The organism is Streptomyces violascens (assembly GCF_014649955.1).
In the GTDB taxonomy this organism is placed as follows: domain Bacteria; phylum Actinomycetota; class Actinomycetes; order Streptomycetales; family Streptomycetaceae; genus Streptomyces; species Streptomyces violascens.
Window position 1 is genome coordinate 1 of sequence record NZ_BMUA01000024.1, and the last position, 16,624, is coordinate 16,624.

Consider the following 16,624-nt stretch of genomic DNA (forward strand, 5'->3'; position numbering starts at 1 on the left):
CACCCCCAGCACCTTCGCCACAATCCCCGCCAGCGTCCCCTCCGTCCCGGACAGCCGGCCCGCCGGGCCACCGCTTTCCCGCGGCGGTTCGGCCGCGGGCCGTGCATCGGGATCCACCAGGGCTCCCTCGGCGTTCCACTTGACCCGCTCGCCCGTGCGGTACAGCCGGGATCCGGCCGGTCCGTAGGGGTTCGCCACGAAGCGTTCGGCGGTCTGCCCGGGGCGTCCCGCGAAGCCACGGGGGACCCCGGAACCGGCGATGTAGAGCTCACCGGCCACACCCGGCGGTACAGGTGCGAGCCACTCGTCCAGGACGTAACTCCTGACGTTCCAGACCGGCTTGCCCGCCATGAAGGGCTCCGGCGTGGCCCAGTCGTTGGGCAGCGGCTCCTGGGCACGCACCCCGGCCCCGGAGAGCAGCGGGACGAACAGACCGGACTCGTCCGCCCCGCCCGAATCCAGCGCCCAGGCAAGCAGGTTGGCGGCCGAGCGGTGCTCGACGACGACGCCCCGGGGGCGGCCCGTCGCATCGTCGGCGCGGATCACGTAGGCGGCGTGCTCCGGTCGCAGTACGGCCGTGTGGTCCGCGTCACTCAGCGCGGCGGTGGAGCAGTCGCGCACCTCGGGGCCGTCCAGGACCACGGGGGTGACACCGGTGCTGCGCAGCCGGCCGGCCAGGCCCGCGGTGGTCAGGACGCACAGCGGGTCGGTGTCGGCGAAGAGTGCCTTGACGCGTCCGGTCGGCTCGTCGGCCGCGACCGGCACCAGTGCCGCGCCGGACTTGAGGACCGCGAGGACCGCCGTGGCCCGCTCGGTCGCGCCGGGCACCGCCACGGCGACGACCCGCTCGGGACCGGCCCCGATCGCGAGCAGCCGGCGAGCCAACTGGTTCGACCTGGCCTCCAGTTCGGCATACGAGAGGGCCTGGATGGCGGGCGCCTGCGGGGTGCGCTCCAGCCGCGCGGCGAACAGCTCGGGCAGTGTCGTCGCCGGCAGCTCGTGCGCGGTGTCGTTCCAGGTGTTCAGCACCTGCTCGCGCGCCTCGCCGGTCAGCAGATCGAGGCCGCTGAGCCGGACGTCGGGGTCGGCGGCCACGGAGCGGAGCACCTGCTGGAACTGCTCCACCATGCGCTCGGCCGTGGCCCGCGTGAACAGGTCCGTACTGAAGTTGAGCAGGCCGCGCATGCCGTCCCCGCCGGGCCATTCGAGCAGCTCGATGACGAGGTCGAGCTTGGCCCGGTCCGAGCCGACGTACTGGGGACGCACGGTCAGACCGGGCAGTTCCAGCGGCTGGTCGCTGTGGCTCTGCACGCTCAGGACGGTCTGGAACAGCGGGTGCCTGCCCAGCGAACGGGCCGGCTTGAGCGCGTCGACGACCTGCTCGAACGGCACGTCCTGGTGGGCGTAGGCGGCCAGATCCGTCTCGCGGAGCCGGTCGAGCAGCTCCCGGAAACTCGGGTCGCCGCTGGTGTCGCTGCGCAGCACCAGCGAGTTGATGAACATGCCGACCAGTTCGTTCAGCGCCTCGTCGGTGCGTCCCGCCACCGAGACACCCAGCGGGATGTCGTGGCCGGCGCCCAGCCGGGTCAGCAGGGCGGAGAGCGCGGCCTGGAAGACGATGAACTCGGTGGTCCCGGTCTCCCGGGCCAAGTCCACCAGTGCGCCACGCACCGCGGGGTCCAGGTCGAACATGACCACGTCACCGGCGGAACTGCTCACCTCGGGGCGCGGAAAGTCCGTGGGCAGCGCCGACACGTCCGGCAGGCCGGCGAGCGCGTCCCGCCAGAACCCCAGTTGCCGCGCCGCCACGCTGTCCGGGTCGTCCGCCCCGCCGAGCAGATCGCGCTGCCAGGCGGCGAAGTCCGCGTACTGCACGGGCAGCGGGGACCACTGCGGATCCCGTCCCGCGCACCGGGCACGGTAGGCGGTGGACACGTCCGTGAGCAGGGGAGCGATCGACCAGCCGTCGAAGGCGATGTGGTGGAAGACGAACAGCAGGACGCACTCGTTCTCGCCGACCGGGAACAGCCGTACGCGCAGCGGCGGTTGGGAGGTCAGGTCGAAGCCTTTGTCGGCCTCGGCGGCGAGCGCGTCGGCGAGTTCGGACTCCGTGACGGTACGCACCTTCAGGACCGGTGATCCGGACTTCGCGTCCAGGAGGCGCAGCGAGGGCACCCCGTCGGCATCCGGAATGACGGTCCGCAGCACCTCGTGCCGCTCGGCCAGATCGACCAGCGCGGCCTGCAGCGCTGCCGCGTCCAGTCGGCCCGAGAGCCGGAAGGCCATCGGCGTGTTGTACGTGCCGTCGGCCCGCCCCTGGCTGCGGTTGAGGAACCACTGCCGTTGCTGGGTGAACGACAGCGGCCGTACGGCGTCCTTCGGTGCCGGGGCCAGTGCCGGCCTGGCCTGGGCCGCCGACTCGACGTGCGCGGCCAGACCGGCCACGGTACGTGCCTCGAACAGCGCCCGGATCGGCAGTTCGACGCCGAGTGCGGTCCTGGCCCGGCTGACCAGCCGGGTCGCAAGGAGCGAGTGGCCGCCGGCCTCGAAGAAGTCGTCGTCGATGGAGACGCGTGGGATGCCGAGGATGTCGGCGAACAGCCCGCAGAGGATCTCTTCCGCCACGTTGCGGGGCGCGCGGCCCCGGGAGACCGCGCCGAGATCCGGCGCGGGCAGCGCCTTGCGGTCGAGCTTGCCCTGCGCGGTGAGCGGCAGGGCGTCCAGTTCGACGACCGCCGACGGCACCATGTACTCGGGAAGCGACTCGGCGAGCCGCTCGCGCAGCGTGGTGACGGCCGAAGGGCCGGCGCCGGCGGACGGGGCTGCCGCCACGACGTACGCGACCAGCCGGCGGTCGCCCGTCTCGTCCTCGCGCAGGATCACGACGGCCTGCTCGACGCCCGGCTGGGCAAGCAGCGCCGAGGTGATCTCGCCCAGCTCGATGCGGAAGCCGCGCAACTGCACCTGGTCGTCGGCCCGGCCGAGGTAGTCGAGCTCGCCGTCCGGCAGCCATCGCACCAGGTCGCCGGTGCGGTACATGCGGGCGCCCGCGGGGCCGTACGGGTCGGCCACGAACCGTTGCGCGGTCAGCTCGGGCCGGGACAGATAGCCGCGGGCCAGGCCACCGGCGACGTACAGCTCACCGACGGTACCCTGCGGTGCGGGGCGCAGCTGCCCGTCGAGCACGTACACCTGGTGCGCGGTGGTCGGGCGGCCGATCGGCGGTCGTCCGGGACCGTCCAGCGGGCCGCTGACGGTGGAGCTGACCACGGCTTCGGTCGGACCGTAGCCGTTGTACAGCCGGACCTGTCCGGCCCACCGCTCGACGATCTCCGCGGGGACGGCCTCGCCGGCCACCGCCAGGCGCAGGTCCGCGGGGAGGGCGCTGCCCTGCGGCAGCCCGCCCACCACGACGGGCGGCAGACCGGCCAGGTTGATCCGGGCGTTGTTGATCAGGTCGACCAACGGCTGTCCGGGTGCCCGGCACTCCTCGTCCGCGATCACCAGGGTTCCGCCGGTGAGCAGCGCCAGCATGAACTCCCAGACGGAGGCGTCGAAGCTGAACGAGGCGAACTGCAACACCCGTGTCTCGTCGTCGAGCTGGAAGCGTTCGACGAGGCTGTCGACCATCGAGAGCAGACCGGTGTGCGCGACCACCACGCCCTTGGGGCGGCCGGTGGAACCGGAGGTGTAGATGATGTACGCCGGGTGTTCGGGCCGCAGCAAAACGGTCCGCTCGGCGTCGGTGAGATCGTGGTCGGGGAGCCCGGCGAGCAGTTCCGCGGTGCCGGGATCGTCGATGACGACCGGCGGGTTCTCGAACTCGGGCAGTCCGGCCGGCCGGCCGGCCGTGGCGGTGTCGGTGAGGACCACCACCGGGCAGGCGTCGTCCAGCATGTACGCGATGCGGTCGACGGGGTAGGCGGAGTCCACCGGCAGGTACGCCGCACCGGTCTTGAGCACCGCGAGCGCCGCGACCACCATCTGCGGGGAGCGCGGCAGCATCACGGCCACGACGCCCTCGGGGCCCACGCCCCGCCCGGCCAGCAGCCGCGCGAGGCGGTTGGCCCGCGCGTTCAGCGTGGCGTATTCCAGTTCCTCGGCGCCGGACACCACCGCCGTCTTGTGCGGTGTCCCAGCGGCTCTAGCCTCGAAGGTCTCGGTGGTCAGCGCGCCGGACGGCTGCCGCACCCCGCGGGCGCCCGACCAGTCGCCGAGCAGCCGCCGCCGCTCGTCCTCGTCGAGCGCGTCCAACTGGCCCAGCGTGGTGGCGGGCCGGGCCGCGAGCTGCTCCAGTACGCGCACGAAACGGCGCAGGATCGCGTCGGCCTCACCCGGGGTGAAGAGGTCGGGCCGGTACTGGGACTCCACGCGCATCCGGCTGCCCGGGAAGACGCCGAGGGCCATCGGGTACTCGGCGATGACCCGCGCCTCCCAGCCCAGCATGCTCAGGCCGGGGATGCGCTCGCCGATGCCGTCGAGGACTCCGGCCGGGTAGTTGTGGAAGCTCACCACCGTGTCGAACAGCTCACCGATCCCGGCGCCCCGCTGCACCTCGGCAAGACCGAGGTGCTGGTGCGGCTCCAGTCCCAGCTGACGCTCCTGGAGCTCCGAGAGCATCGTGTCGAAGGGCGTCGAAGGGTCGAGGGTGACGCGCACCGGAAGGGTGTGCATGAAGGCACCGACCATCCGCTCGACGTCCGGCAGCTCCTCGGGCCGCCCGGAGGCCACCGCGCCGAACGTCACATCCTGACGGCCTGTCAGGCCTGCGAGCGTGACCGCCCAGCATCCCTGCACGACCGTGTTCATCGTCAGGCCGCGCGCGTGTGCCCACGTGGTGACCGCCGCGACGAGGGGCTCGGGCAGCTCCACGGACCGGGTCTCGGGCAGCACGGCCACGCGCTTGCGGTCGGCCGGACCGAGCCGGGTGGGCTCGTCGATGCCGGCCAGCTCCTTCTGCCAGGCCTCCCGTGCCGCTTCCTTGTCCTGCGCGGCCGACCACCGGAGGTAGGCGTGTGCGGGCGCGACCGGCGGCAGCGCCGAGACGTCCGCGCCGTTGGACCACAGGGTGACCAGTTCCTCGGCGAGGACCGCCGACAGCGACCAGCCGTCCACCAGGATGTGGTGGGCCGTCCACACCACACGGTGCAGCTCCGCACCGAGCCGGTAGACCGTGAAGCGGGTGAGCGGGGCGTCGCCGACGTCGAAGCGGCGCAGCCACTCCTCGTCGGTACGCCGCTTCACCTCGGCGTCGACAGCCGCCTCCGGGACGTCCGTGAGGTCCACCTCGGTCCACGACAGCTCGACGGCGGCAGGGACCAGCTGGACCGGCTCGCCGTCGCGCTCCCTGAAGCAGGCGCGCAGACCCGGGTTGCGGTCCACCATCGCGGCCACGGCGGCCCGCAGCGCGTCCGCGTCGAGCGGGCCGCCGACATCCATGATCACTTGGAGTGTGTAGGCGTCCACGCCGTGCCGGTCGAACTCCGCCTGGAAGAGCAGCCCGCGCTGCAGCGGGGAGAGGGGCAGGATGTCGTCGAGCCGCCCGACAGCTCCCTCGTACGCCTCGATCTCCTTCTGGCCGATGGTCACGAGCGGAAACTCGGACGGGATCCGGCCACCCGCGTCGGGCCTCTCGGCATGCGTGGCAAGCGCGGACAGCGCGCGGAAGAAGTCGTCGGCGATGTGCCGGACGGAGCCCTCGGCGAGCGCCGTGCCGGCCCAGGTCCACTCGGCGACCAGCACAGGACCGCCCGGCCGGTCCTCGGCCATGGCGACGAGTTCCAGGGCGTGCCGCAGCGGGGTATCGGGGGCCGCGGCCAGACCCGCGGCGCCTGCCTCCATCGACCAGTCGGCGCCCGTTCCCGCGGTGAAGCGGCCCAGGTAGTTGAAACCGACCTGGGGGGTGGCGAGGCGGCCGAGGATCGCGGCGGTCTGCGGGTTGAGATGCCGCAGCAGGCCGTGGCCGAAGCCGTGGTCGGGCAGCGCGCGCAGGGACTCCTTGACCCGCTTGGCCGCGGCCCCGCAGGACGCGCCGCCGTCCCAGACCTCGGCCCAGTCGAGCTCGCCGATGTCGAGTCCGACGGGGAAGGCGCTGGTGAACCAGCCGACCGTACGGGACAGATCGAAGTCGCTTCCCTGGTGGGTGAGTTGCTCGCGGCCGTGGCCTTCCAGTTCGACCAGGGCGCGCGAACCGCCCCGGCCGAGCCGGTGGCCGTGGGCGGCGAGGGCGAGCCCCAGGCCGGTCAGCAGGACTTCGTGGACCTCCGCCTGCAGGGCGGTGGGCGTCCGGGCGAGTACGGAAGCCGTCAGCTCCGCGGGCAGTTCCAGGCGCAGCCGGCCCGCACTGCCGTGGACATCGACGGCCGGGTCGAGGGGCCGGTCCGTGATCGCGTCCCGCGCGTCGGCCGTCTGCTCGGCCCACAGCGGGAGTTCGGCCACCCGGCCGGCGGTGCGAGCCTCCTCGGACAGGGCCTTTACCCAGCGCCGGTAGGAGGTGGGCACCGGGTCGAGGACCGCGTCGCGGCCCGTCGACACCGCGTTCCAGGCGGCTTCCAGGTCGGGCAGCAGGATCCGCCAGGACACCCCGTCCACGGCGAAGTGGTGGATGACGAGCAGCAGCCGGCCGGGCCGGTCCGCTCCCTCGTCGAGGTACACCGCCTGGACCAGCAGCCCGTCCTCCGGACGCAATCGGGCCTGGGCCGCCGTGATCTGCTCGGCGAGCACCGCGTCGCGGTCCGAGGTGGGTGCCGTCTCGATCCGGCTGACCACGTCGGCGGCGGACACGGCGCCCGGCGGCAGCGTCTCCAGGGACCACAGGCCCGGCACGGGCACGGTCAGCTTGATGCGCAACGCGTCGTGCCGGTCGAGGACGGCCTGCACGGCACCCCGAAGCCGGTCGAGATCCGCCCCGGCGGGCAGCGCGACGGCCATGTACTGACTGAACTGGCCTACCGCCTGCGGCAGTTCACCCATGTCCTCGCGCAACTGGTCCATGATCGGGGACAGTTCGAGTTCCCCGATCCCGTCTTCCGCGGGAACCTCCGCCGCCGGTCCCGTCTGCCGGCTGACCGCGGCGATGGCCGCCGGCGTCCGAAGACGGAAGACATCGCGGGAGGTGAGGACAAGACCGGCCCGGCGGGCTCGGCCGACCACCTGGATGGAGCTGATGCTGTCGCCGCCGAGGGCGAAGAAGTTGTCGTCGACCCCGATGGCCGGGACGCCGAGGACCTCGGCGAACACGGCGCAGAGGATCTCCTCCTGCGGAGTGCGGGCCGCTCGGCCGGTGGCCGCGGAGCCCAGGTCGGGGGCGGGCAGCGCCTTGCGGTCGATCTTGCCGCTAGATGTCAGCGGAAGCCGGTCCAGCGTCAGCCACGCGGTGGGCACCATGTGCTCGGGGAGCACCCGGGCCAGTCGGTCGCGGATGGCCGCGCCGTCCGTCCCCGCGGTCTCCACCACCACGTACCCCACCAGACGCTGGTGACCCGCCGGGTCCTGGACCACCGCGGCGACCGCGTCCACGACCTCGGGCAGGGCGCGCAGCGCCGACTCGACCTCGCCGAGCTCGATCCGCTGGCCGCGGATCTTCACCTGGTGGTCGCGGCGGCCGATGAAGACGAGCTGCCCGTCCGTGCCAAGGACCACGTGGTCGCCGGTGCGGTACATCCGGGAGCCGTCGCCCGCGAACGGGTCGGGCACGAAGGTGCCCGCCGTGCGGCCCGGATCGCCGAGGTAGCCGCGGCCGACTCCCGCGCCCGCTATGTAGAGTTCGCCCGCCACGCCGCGCGGGACCGGACGCAGGTCGTCGCCGAGGACGTGCAGCCGGGTGTCGCGCAGCGGACGGCCGATCGGCATGGACGTGGCACCGACATCGGCGACGGAGCGCGCGTATCCGTGGGTGACGTCGTCGGAGCACTCGGTGGGGCCGTACACATTGGCCAGCGCGATGTCCGGGTAGTACGCGAACCAGCGCGCGCACAGGTCGGCCGGCAGCGCCTCGCCGTTGGAGATCATCCAGCGCAGCCCGGGCAGTTCGGGGGCGGCGCCTGCCGCGTCCCAGTTTCCGAGCGTCGCGCGGAGCAGCGTGGGAACCACTTCGAGCACCGTCAGCCGCTCTTCGGCGATGACGCCGAACAGCGCGTCCGGGTCGGCCGCTTCGGCGCGGTCCACGGCGCGTACCCGGCCGCCGACGAGCAGCGTGGTCAGCGACTGCCAGACACTGACGTCGAAGGTGACGGGCGCGTTGTGGACCAGCGCGTCGGTGTCGCTCAGCGACAGTTCCTCGATCTTGGCGAGGAGGTGGTTGACCAGGCCCGCGCGCTGCACCATCGCGCCCTTGGGCCGGCCCGTCGACCCGGAGGTGTAGATCACGTACGCCAGGTCCAGCGGGCCGCCGACGACGGGGGCCAGCGCGTCGGCCTCGTCACGTGCCCCGTTCAGTACGTGGACGGGGAGCGGACGGCCGGCACCGGCCGCCGCCGCAGCCCGCTCGGCCAGGGCCTGATGGGGGGTGTCGGTGAGGATCATCGCCGCGCCGCTCTCCTGGAGCAACGCGGTGAGCCGGGCCTGCGGCGCCTGCGGGTCCAGCGGCATGAAGGCCCGTCCGGCGCCCAGCACCCCGAGCTCGGCAGTGACGAAGTCCCGCCCGGGGGCGGTCAGTACGGCCACCGGGCCGTGCCCGACCAGCTCGCGCGAGAGGGCACTGGCACGGCCGACGAGCTCGGCGTAGCCGATGCTGCCACCGTCGTCGGTGACCGCGACCGCGTCGGGCCGATCGACGGCCCGGGCCCGGACCCGTTCCACGACACCCAGGTACGGCTCCTGGCGCACCGGGCCGGTCAGGGCCGCGGACAGCTCGGCCGCCTCGTCGGGCGGCAGGAGGTCGAGTCCGCCGAGCCGCTCGTCCGCTCCGGCGGCCACGAAGCGGCCGAGGAAGTCCACAAAACGGGCCAGGTGATCACGTACCTCGTCCGGGGTGTAACGGGCCTCGTTGGCGCTGAGGTCCACGCCGATACCGGCGTCTCCCTTGTCGGCGACGGTGAATTCGAGGTCGTCGACCAGACCGGTGGAGGGGCTGTGGATGGTGGCCTCACAGGGTCCGATACCGAGCCGCTCGACCTGCGGCATCATGTTGATAAACGGGCCGAACGGCCTGCGGTCGTCGCTGGACAGACCCATCGCGCGGCGGATCCGGCTCACCCGGTGGCGCTGGTGCCTGAGCCCCTGGGAGAAGCTCCGGTAGGTCTCGGCGAGCAGCTCGGCGCGGGTGGCCCCGGGCCGCAGGGCCAGGCGCAGCGGCAGGTAGTTGACCACCATGCCGGGAATGTTCTGCATGGTGCCGCCCACCCGAGCCGTGACGGGCAGGGAGAGCAGCACGTCGTCGGTGGCCGCCATCCGCCCGGTGTACGCGGCGAGCGCGGCGACCAGCACGGTCTGCCAGGTCACCCGCGCGTCCCAGCCGACCTTCCGCAGCCCCTGGGCGATCGGCTCCGGCAGTACGGTCTCCTCGCGCAGGAATGCCTGGGCGGGGTCGGCGTCCCGGGTCGCGAGGGTGATCAGCTCGGGCCGATCGGCGAACTGCTGCTCCCAGTAGGAGCGGTCCCGTTCGGCACGCGGGGAGCCGTCGTAGGCGGCCTCGGCCTCGATCAGGGTCCGCAGCGACGGGAAGCGCCCCTCGTCCAGGGAGGTGCCGGCGAGCATCGCCTCGTAGATCGCCGAAAGGCGCTCCCAGTAGATGACGTAGCTGAAGCCGTCCGACACCAGGTGGTGGTTGAGGAGGCAGAAGAAGGTGCGCTCGGGGCCGAGGGTGAACACACTCAGCCGGAAGAGCGGGGTGCCCTCGCTGTCCGCGGGCGAGAGCGGCTCACGCAGATCGGTGCCGATCGCCTCGCGGGCCGCCCCGGCCGGGTCGTCCGCGCCGCTGACGTCGGCGATGGTCACCGGCACCTCGGACAACGGCTCGATGAACTGCCGTGGCTCGCCGTCCACTTCGGTGAACCGGGCGCGCAGGCACTCCGACTCCTCCACGAGCCGATCCAGCGCGGCCCGGAAGACATCCAGGTCCAGCGGCCCACGTATGTCCCAGTAAATAGCGGTGTTGTACGTCGCGCCGCCACCGGAGAGCTTTTCGTCGAACCAGATGTCCTTCTGGCCGGCGGTGAGCGGAAGGCCGGCCACCTGAACATCAGTCATAGCAATCCCCTAGCGTCTCGTGATCCGGATCATGTCAATGTGCGTCGTTATGACGGTTTCTTCATGCTGGTCTGGACGAGGCGGAGCTTCGCGAGGATCTCCTGCGCGAACGCGGTCCATGTGAACGGATGCGCGTCCGCGGCGACCGCGCACGCGGCGACGGACAAGTAGAGCGGCCATAGGTTCCACCAAAAGGATCACGAGACACCAGCGAGGTCACCGAGTACACGCTGCCGATCGTCGGCGACGGCACTGACAGGCAACTGACATGCGTTGAGGGTCTGTTGGGGCGGGAGACATCAACGCCCTGCGCCCCTGGAGGAACTCCAGGGGCGCAGGGCGTTGATCGCGCTGATGGACCCGACGGGAAGGCGCCGGACCGGCGGGGGATGTCCGGTCCGGCGCCCGTCTGCGGGACTCGGCGGCTACCGCCGGAGGTGGGCCACGGGGCCGGTGACCGGAAGGTCGTGGTGCTCAGCCGCGGCTCCCTGGGCCTGGGCGCGGCGCATCTTGCGGGACGGCCACCAGGTGGCGTTGCCGAGCAGGATCAGGGCCGCGGGCAGGATCATGACGCGGATGATGAAGGCGTCCAGGAGGACCGCCACCGCGAGGCTGAAGCCGATCTGCTTCATCTCGGCCAGGTGCAGGAACATGAAGCTCGCGAACACCGTCACCATCACGACCGCCGCGCTGGTGACCACCTTGGCCGAGTGCCCGATCCCGTCGATCACCGCCTGCCGGGTCGGCACTCCCTTCAGCGCCGCTTCCTTGATCCGGCTGACCACGAAGACCTGGTAGTCCATCGAGAGACCGAACAGGATCACGAAGAGGAACAGCGGTACACGGGAGCCGATGGCGCTGGTGGCACTCTCGTCGAAGCCGAACAGGGTCGAGGCGAGCCCCCACTGGAAGAAGACGACGACCAGGCCGAACGCGGCGGCGACCGAGAGCAGGTTGAGCAGCACGCCGATCAGTCCGATGACCGCCGAGCCGAAGACGAGCACCGTCATGATGAAGGTCAGCAGGAGCAGGAACCCCACGACGACGGGCAGCTTGTCGTTCTGGTGGGCCATGTAGTCGACGTCGACCGCAACCGGGCCGTCCACGCCGTACTCCACGCCCTTCAACTTGCCGACTGTCTCCGGGAGATAGGTCGTGCGCAGGTGATCCAGCGAGCCGGACGCCTGCGGCGAGCTGAGCTTGTAGGGCACGGACAGCGTCATCACGCTGACCGTTCCGTCGGCCGAAGTCTTCACCTTCGGCGTGCTCTTGGAGAACATCGGGTCGGCCTTGGCGCGGCCGGCCAGGTCCTGCAGCGCCGAACGCACCTGGTCGGTCTGGCCCGCGTCGCCCCGTACCACCACCCAGTGCTCAGCCCTCAGGTCCGGGAAGGCGTCGTTGAGCCGGTCGTACGTCTGCATCTCCGGGATGGCCCGGGAGTGGGTGTCCTTGTTCAGTACCCGCAGCTGCATGCCGAGCGCGGGCGCGGCGAGGCCGAGCATGACGACCACCGACACGATCAGCGTGGCCACCGGGTGGTTGCGCGCGGGGCTCAGGAGCAATGTCCACGCCCGGCCGGTCGACTCCGGCTTACGGCGCCGGGGCGTCTTGCCCCGCGCGGCCGCACGGGCGGCCCGCTTGTCCAGCCGTCGGCCGATCTTGACCAGCAGAGCGGGCAGTACGGTCACCGAGCTGACCATGGCCACGAAGACGACCACGATGGTGCCCACGGCCAGTGAGGAGAAGATGATGTCGGTGGCGAGGAACAGGGTGGCCGTGGAGAGGATGACCGCGAGGCCCGAGACCACGATCGCCCGGCCCGAGGTCGCCGCGGCGATCCCCACCAGCGCCTCGGGGCTGAGCCGTCCGCCCGCCCTGTCCCGTTCCTCGCGCTCGCGCTTGAGGTAGAAGAGCGTGTAGTCGACCCCGACGGCCATGCCGATCAGCAGGATGACATTGGTTCCGACACCCGCGTCGGGCACCACGTGGGAGACCACCATGGACAGACCGACGGCGGCCATGATCGACGAGACGGCGAGGAGCAGCGGCACGCCGACCATGACCAGCGAGCCGAAGACGACCAGCAGCGTGATGAGGGTGACCGGGAAGGTGATCATCTCCGAGGTCGCCAGGTCGGCGCTGCGCTGCTTGTTGAGGCCCTTGCTGACCGAGGCATCACCCGTCTCCTCGACGACCAGGTCCGGATGGGCCTTCTGCACCTGCGTCGTCTGCTCGAGAAGCGGGTCGACGTGGTCCTTGGCCTCCAGCTTGACGCCCTTCATGGTCACTTCGACCATGAGCATCCTGCCGTTCTCCGACCGGGCCGCGGGAGCCACGCCGAGAACCTCGGGGAGCTTCTTCATGCGGTCCGTGAGGTCCTGTGCGACCGCCTCGGCCTTCGCCTGATCCAGCGCACCGGACTTGGCGCTGATCATGATCTGCTCGGCCGGCTTGTGCTGCAGGCCCTCCTGCGTGGCGATGGCCTCGGCCCGGCCGGACTCGCCCACCCGGTAGTCCTTCGCCACGGCGTTGTGCGTGCCGACCGACATGCCGACGGCCAGACACAGCACGACGAACGCGAACCACCCGGCGATGGCCCGCCCAGGGTGTAAGGCGCTCCAGCTCGCCACCCTCACGGTGATCGGCTGCTTCTCCACGGTCCCAGCTCCTTACATGGCATGGTCGAAACTCCGACCCAACGGGTGTAAGAAGAGAATGACGGGTGCAGGTGTGAGCCGTCAACCGTAAGCCGACTCATCTATGGAATGGGATGGGGCGGAGACGCGGAAGGTATGACCCCAGTCGCCGGTCCGGCCGCGGCACGAAGCCGTCTCCGCGAGTGGAAGGGGGGAGATGACCAGCGCGTACGTGCCGTGGATGTCGCTGACCCAGTCGCACTGGTGGCTGCCGAAACCCACGGGAAGCACGTCGAGATCCGGGAAGCGGCGGGCGATGACCGGCGCCGTGATGCGGCACGCGCGGGGCAACTGTAGGGGCGGGCAGGCCCGTTGAGCCATACGAGTACGTGGATATGATCCTCGCGCCCGCGCAGGAGATTCAGGCCGCGGCGTCGGACGGAGCGGGTTCCGGAGGGGGCGTGGACCCGCAGCAACTCAACGAACCAAAGGGGAAGCGCACATGACCGGCGCTGTCATCGCCATCACCATCGTCCTGATTCTCGTGGGCGGCATCACGACGAGCGTCGTCGCCTACTTCAGACTGCAGCGCCATCGCGCTGACGCCGTGGTCGTGGCCGAGTACCACAGGCTGGCCGAGGAAGCGGCGGCCAACCAGGCGGTGGTGCAGGAGCAGTTGGCCCGCCTTGGAGCTCGTGTCAAGGCCGTCGAGAGCCTGTTGCGCAGCGTCGACTAGCCGCCCCGTCTCGTGGTTCTCCCGGGCTGGCCTGTGAGTTTCGCCCGGAACTTAAGGACGTGGCCGGGGTGTCCGGCCCTGCCTAGGCTCGCCCGTGTTCCCCACTGAGCACCCGGACCACGTCTGTTGACGACGTACGAATGGAAGCCGAACCCAGTCCCAAGGTGCCGCCGCGCTCCCGGCGTGTACCACTTTCGTCGGGCGTACCGCAGCGGCCTCGGACGAGGCAGCGGCTCGTTTGCGACCACGAGAGGAAGGGATGTCCAGGATGTTCGGTCCTGACGTCAGCTTCGACCACGAGAGCTACCCTCCCACGGTCCGGTGCCTGGCGCCGGGCCTCGCTGCCGAGGTCTGGGCGGCCAAATACCGCTCCGCCATCGAGGAACTGCTGGCGGAGCACGGAGCGATTCTGCTGCGCGGCTTCGGCATCGACCACGCGAATGCGTTCGACGCCCTGGCCGCCTCCCTGGTCAGCACGTTGTACGGAGACTACGGCGACCTTCCCCACGAGAAGGACGCCGATCGCGTCTACAAGTCGACTCCCTATCCGGCAGAGCAGGCGATCCTCTTCCACCACGAGAGCTCGCACATGCCGCAGTGGCCCAGCCGCCAGTTCTTCTGCTGCATCCAGCCGGCGAGCGGCGGCGGGGCGACCCCCATCGTCGACGGCCGCAAGGTGTGGGCCGCCCTCCCCGACGACCTGCGCCAACGGTTCGAAGAACGCGGCATCCGATACGTACGCAACTTCATCCCGGGGGTCGACGTCGGCTGGGAGAAGATGTTCGACACCACCGACCGGGCCGAGGTCGAAGAGCGCTGCCGGGCCCAGGACGTGGAGTGCACGTGGCTGCCCGGCGGGGTGCTGCGGACCCAGCAGCTCGCCCCGGCCGTGATCCGCCACCCCGGCACCGGCGAACAGGTCTTCTTCAACCAGCTGTTCCTGCACCACACTGCCTGCCTCGAGCCCTCGGACCGAGAGGTGATGCGCTCGCTGTTCGGCGACGACGAGGCCGCGTATCCGCGCAGCGCCTCGTTCGGCGATGGCTCGCCCATCGACGACGCCACGGTCGCCCGGCTCCGGTCGGTCTACGACGAACTCGCCCAGCGGTTCGTATGGGAGCAGGGGGACGTCGTGGTCATCGACAACATGCTCGTCTCGCACGGCCGCGACCCGTTCGAGGGCGATCGGAAGATCATCGTGGCGATGGGCGACATGGTCGCCCGCGCCGACCTGTCCGTCGGGTCGGCGGCCCGCTGACCGGCCCCTGTCCGCCGGGCGGAGCCGCCCGGCGGACAGGGCGATGTCCTGCCGGGGACGACTTCCGCCCCCGGCCGAACGAGCGGCCCGTCTCCGGCCCCGGCCCCCAGCTGCCGGACGGGGCGTGACGTCCGCCGCTCAGCGAGCAGAAGGAGCAGCGATGGCTTCATTCCGGCAACACCCCAGCTCAGTGGCCGGCGTGGTGCGCACGGTAGAGGACGACTCGGTGGTGCGGATCGTGCGCCGGCACGCGATGCTACGGCCGGACGCCGTGGCCGTTCAGTCCGGCAGGTCCCTCACCACCTACGGGCAGTTGTGGCACCGCGCGCTCGTCGTGGCCGCCGCCCTGGAGGAAGCCGGTGTCGGCCCCGGCGACCGGGTCGCTCTGTGGGCCGAACGGACCGCGGGCGTGACGGCCGCCGCCCTCGGCGTGATGGTGCTCGGCGCCGCCTATGTGCCCATCGACCCGACGCACCCGGGTGAGCGGACCGGAGCCGTCATCGCCGGCTCCCGGCCGGCCGCCCTGGTCCACGACGGCGCTGCCGGGCTGCCCGCGCCAGGCCTGCCCGCCGTCGATGTGAGCACGCTCGCCGACCTCCCGGTCCCGCCGGAACGGACGCTGCCGCGGGCCGAGGACATCGCGTACGTCGTCTTCACCTCCGGGTCGACCGGCACTCCCAAGGGAGTCATGGTCGCGCACGGCTCGCTGGCCAACTATGTGTCGTGGTGCGGCTCGATCGTCGGGACCGATGGCATCGGCAGCCCGCTCTTCGCCAGCCTGGGCTTCGACCTGGCGATGACCTCGCTGTGGGTACCGCTCGCTCAGGGGCGCCGGGTGGTGACCGTGGCCGGCCCATGGGACCAGGCCACGCTGTTCGACTCCCGCAACGACAAGTACACCTTCATCAAGCTGACCCCGTCGCACGCCCGCTTCTTCGACGTGCTGGAGACACCGCCCCGCTACGACCGGGCGACCGGGCTGCTGATGTTCGGCGGCGAGGGTCTCGACCCGGCACTGATCACCGCTCTCGGGTCGCGGATCGACGGGGTGCGGCTGGTCAATCACTACGGCCCGACCGAGACCACGATCGGCTGCTGCGCCTACCCCTTCGACAACGCCCGCCTTCCGTCGACCCCGACGGTGCCCATCGGTGTGCCGGCCTGGAACACCCGGGCCTATGTGGTCGACGAGCAGCTGCGGCCGGTGGCACCGGGGCAGCCCGGCGAGCTGGTGATCGCCGGGCGTGCGGTCGCCGCCGGTTACATCGGGGAGCAGGGCTTCGGCGAGAAGTTCATCGACGAGGCGGACCTCGGCGGCGGTCCCGGCCGCGCCTACCGCACCGGAGACGTGGTCGAGCTGCTCCCCGAGCAGACGCTGCTCTATCTCGGGCGCCGGGACGACCAGTTGAAGGTCAACGGGCATCGGGTCGAGCTGGGTGAGCTGCGCCATCATGTGCTCGCGGTGCCGGGAGTGGCGGACGCGGCCTTCGACATCAGCCGCGGACCGGTGGACAGCCTGGAGCTGTTCGTGCGGCCGGGACAGCAGGTGAGCGACCGGGAGGCCCTTGCCGAGATGGTGCACAAGTCCCTTGCCTCGGCGCTCCCTTCCGCCCTGGTGCCGCAATCCGTACGGGTCGTCCGGGAGATCGTGTTCAACGCCAACGGCAAGTGTGACGTCGTGGCGACGCGGCGGCTGGCGGAGGAGTCCGGCTGACGGGCTCGAACCGTCCTGGCGTGTCGAACGGCCCCCGCGATGCGGGGGCCGTTCCGCGCTGCGCCGGCACGGGGCCGCGCCGCCGGGCGCGT

General features: G+C 71.3%; 5 protein-coding genes. 3 read left to right on the forward strand and 2 right to left on the reverse strand.

Annotated elements, in window-relative coordinates; translation table 11 throughout:
• Together IE206_RS32415 and IE206_RS32420 are read right to left on the reverse strand one after the other, a co-directional pair.
• Positions 1 to 10,188, reverse strand: a 10,188-nt coding sequence (locus IE206_RS32415) for a non-ribosomal peptide synthetase (protein WP_189968492.1), incomplete at its 3' end; no start/stop codon positions are given.
• A 425-nt stretch (positions 10,189 to 10,613) separates the two neighbouring features.
• Positions 10,614 to 12,824 carry an MMPL family transporter gene (locus tag IE206_RS32420; protein WP_189968677.1) on the reverse strand — a complete coding sequence of 737 codons (2,211 nt, stop codon included), beginning with the start codon at positions 12,822 to 12,824 and terminating at the stop codon, positions 10,614 to 10,616.
• Between the two features lie 502 nt (positions 12,825 to 13,326).
• Between IE206_RS32420 and IE206_RS32425 the strand changes: the two genes are divergently transcribed.
• From IE206_RS32425 to IE206_RS32435, 3 genes are all read left to right on the forward strand, one after another.
• On the forward strand, positions 13,327 to 13,560 hold the full coding sequence (locus tag IE206_RS32425) for a hypothetical protein (RefSeq protein WP_189968495.1): 234 nt from the start codon (positions 13,327 to 13,329) through the stop codon (positions 13,558 to 13,560).
• Positions 13,561 to 13,828: 268 nt separating this feature from the next.
• Positions 13,829 to 14,818, forward strand: coding sequence for a TauD/TfdA family dioxygenase (locus IE206_RS32430; protein WP_189968496.1), 990 nt, complete (start codon positions 13,829 to 13,831; stop codon positions 14,816 to 14,818).
• Between the two features lie 160 nt (positions 14,819 to 14,978).
• Entirely contained in the window at positions 14,979 to 16,532 is a 1,554-nt protein-coding gene (locus IE206_RS32435; protein ID WP_189968498.1) for an amino acid adenylation domain-containing protein, read from the forward strand.
• The last annotated feature ends 92 nt before the right edge of the window (positions 16,533 to 16,624 follow it).

What these genes read in the sequence shown, in the direction of transcription:
- IE206_RS32425 (WP_189968495.1), top strand. Translation starts at nt 13,327, where the DNA reads ATGACCGGCGCTGTCATCGCCATCACCATCGTCCTGATTCTCGTGGGC.
- IE206_RS32430 (WP_189968496.1), top strand. Translation starts at nt 13,829, where the DNA reads ATGTTCGGTCCTGACGTCAGCTTCGACCACGAGAGCTACCCTCCCACG.
- IE206_RS32435 (WP_189968498.1), top strand. Translation starts at nt 14,979, where the DNA reads ATGGCTTCATTCCGGCAACACCCCAGCTCAGTGGCCGGCGTGGTGCGC.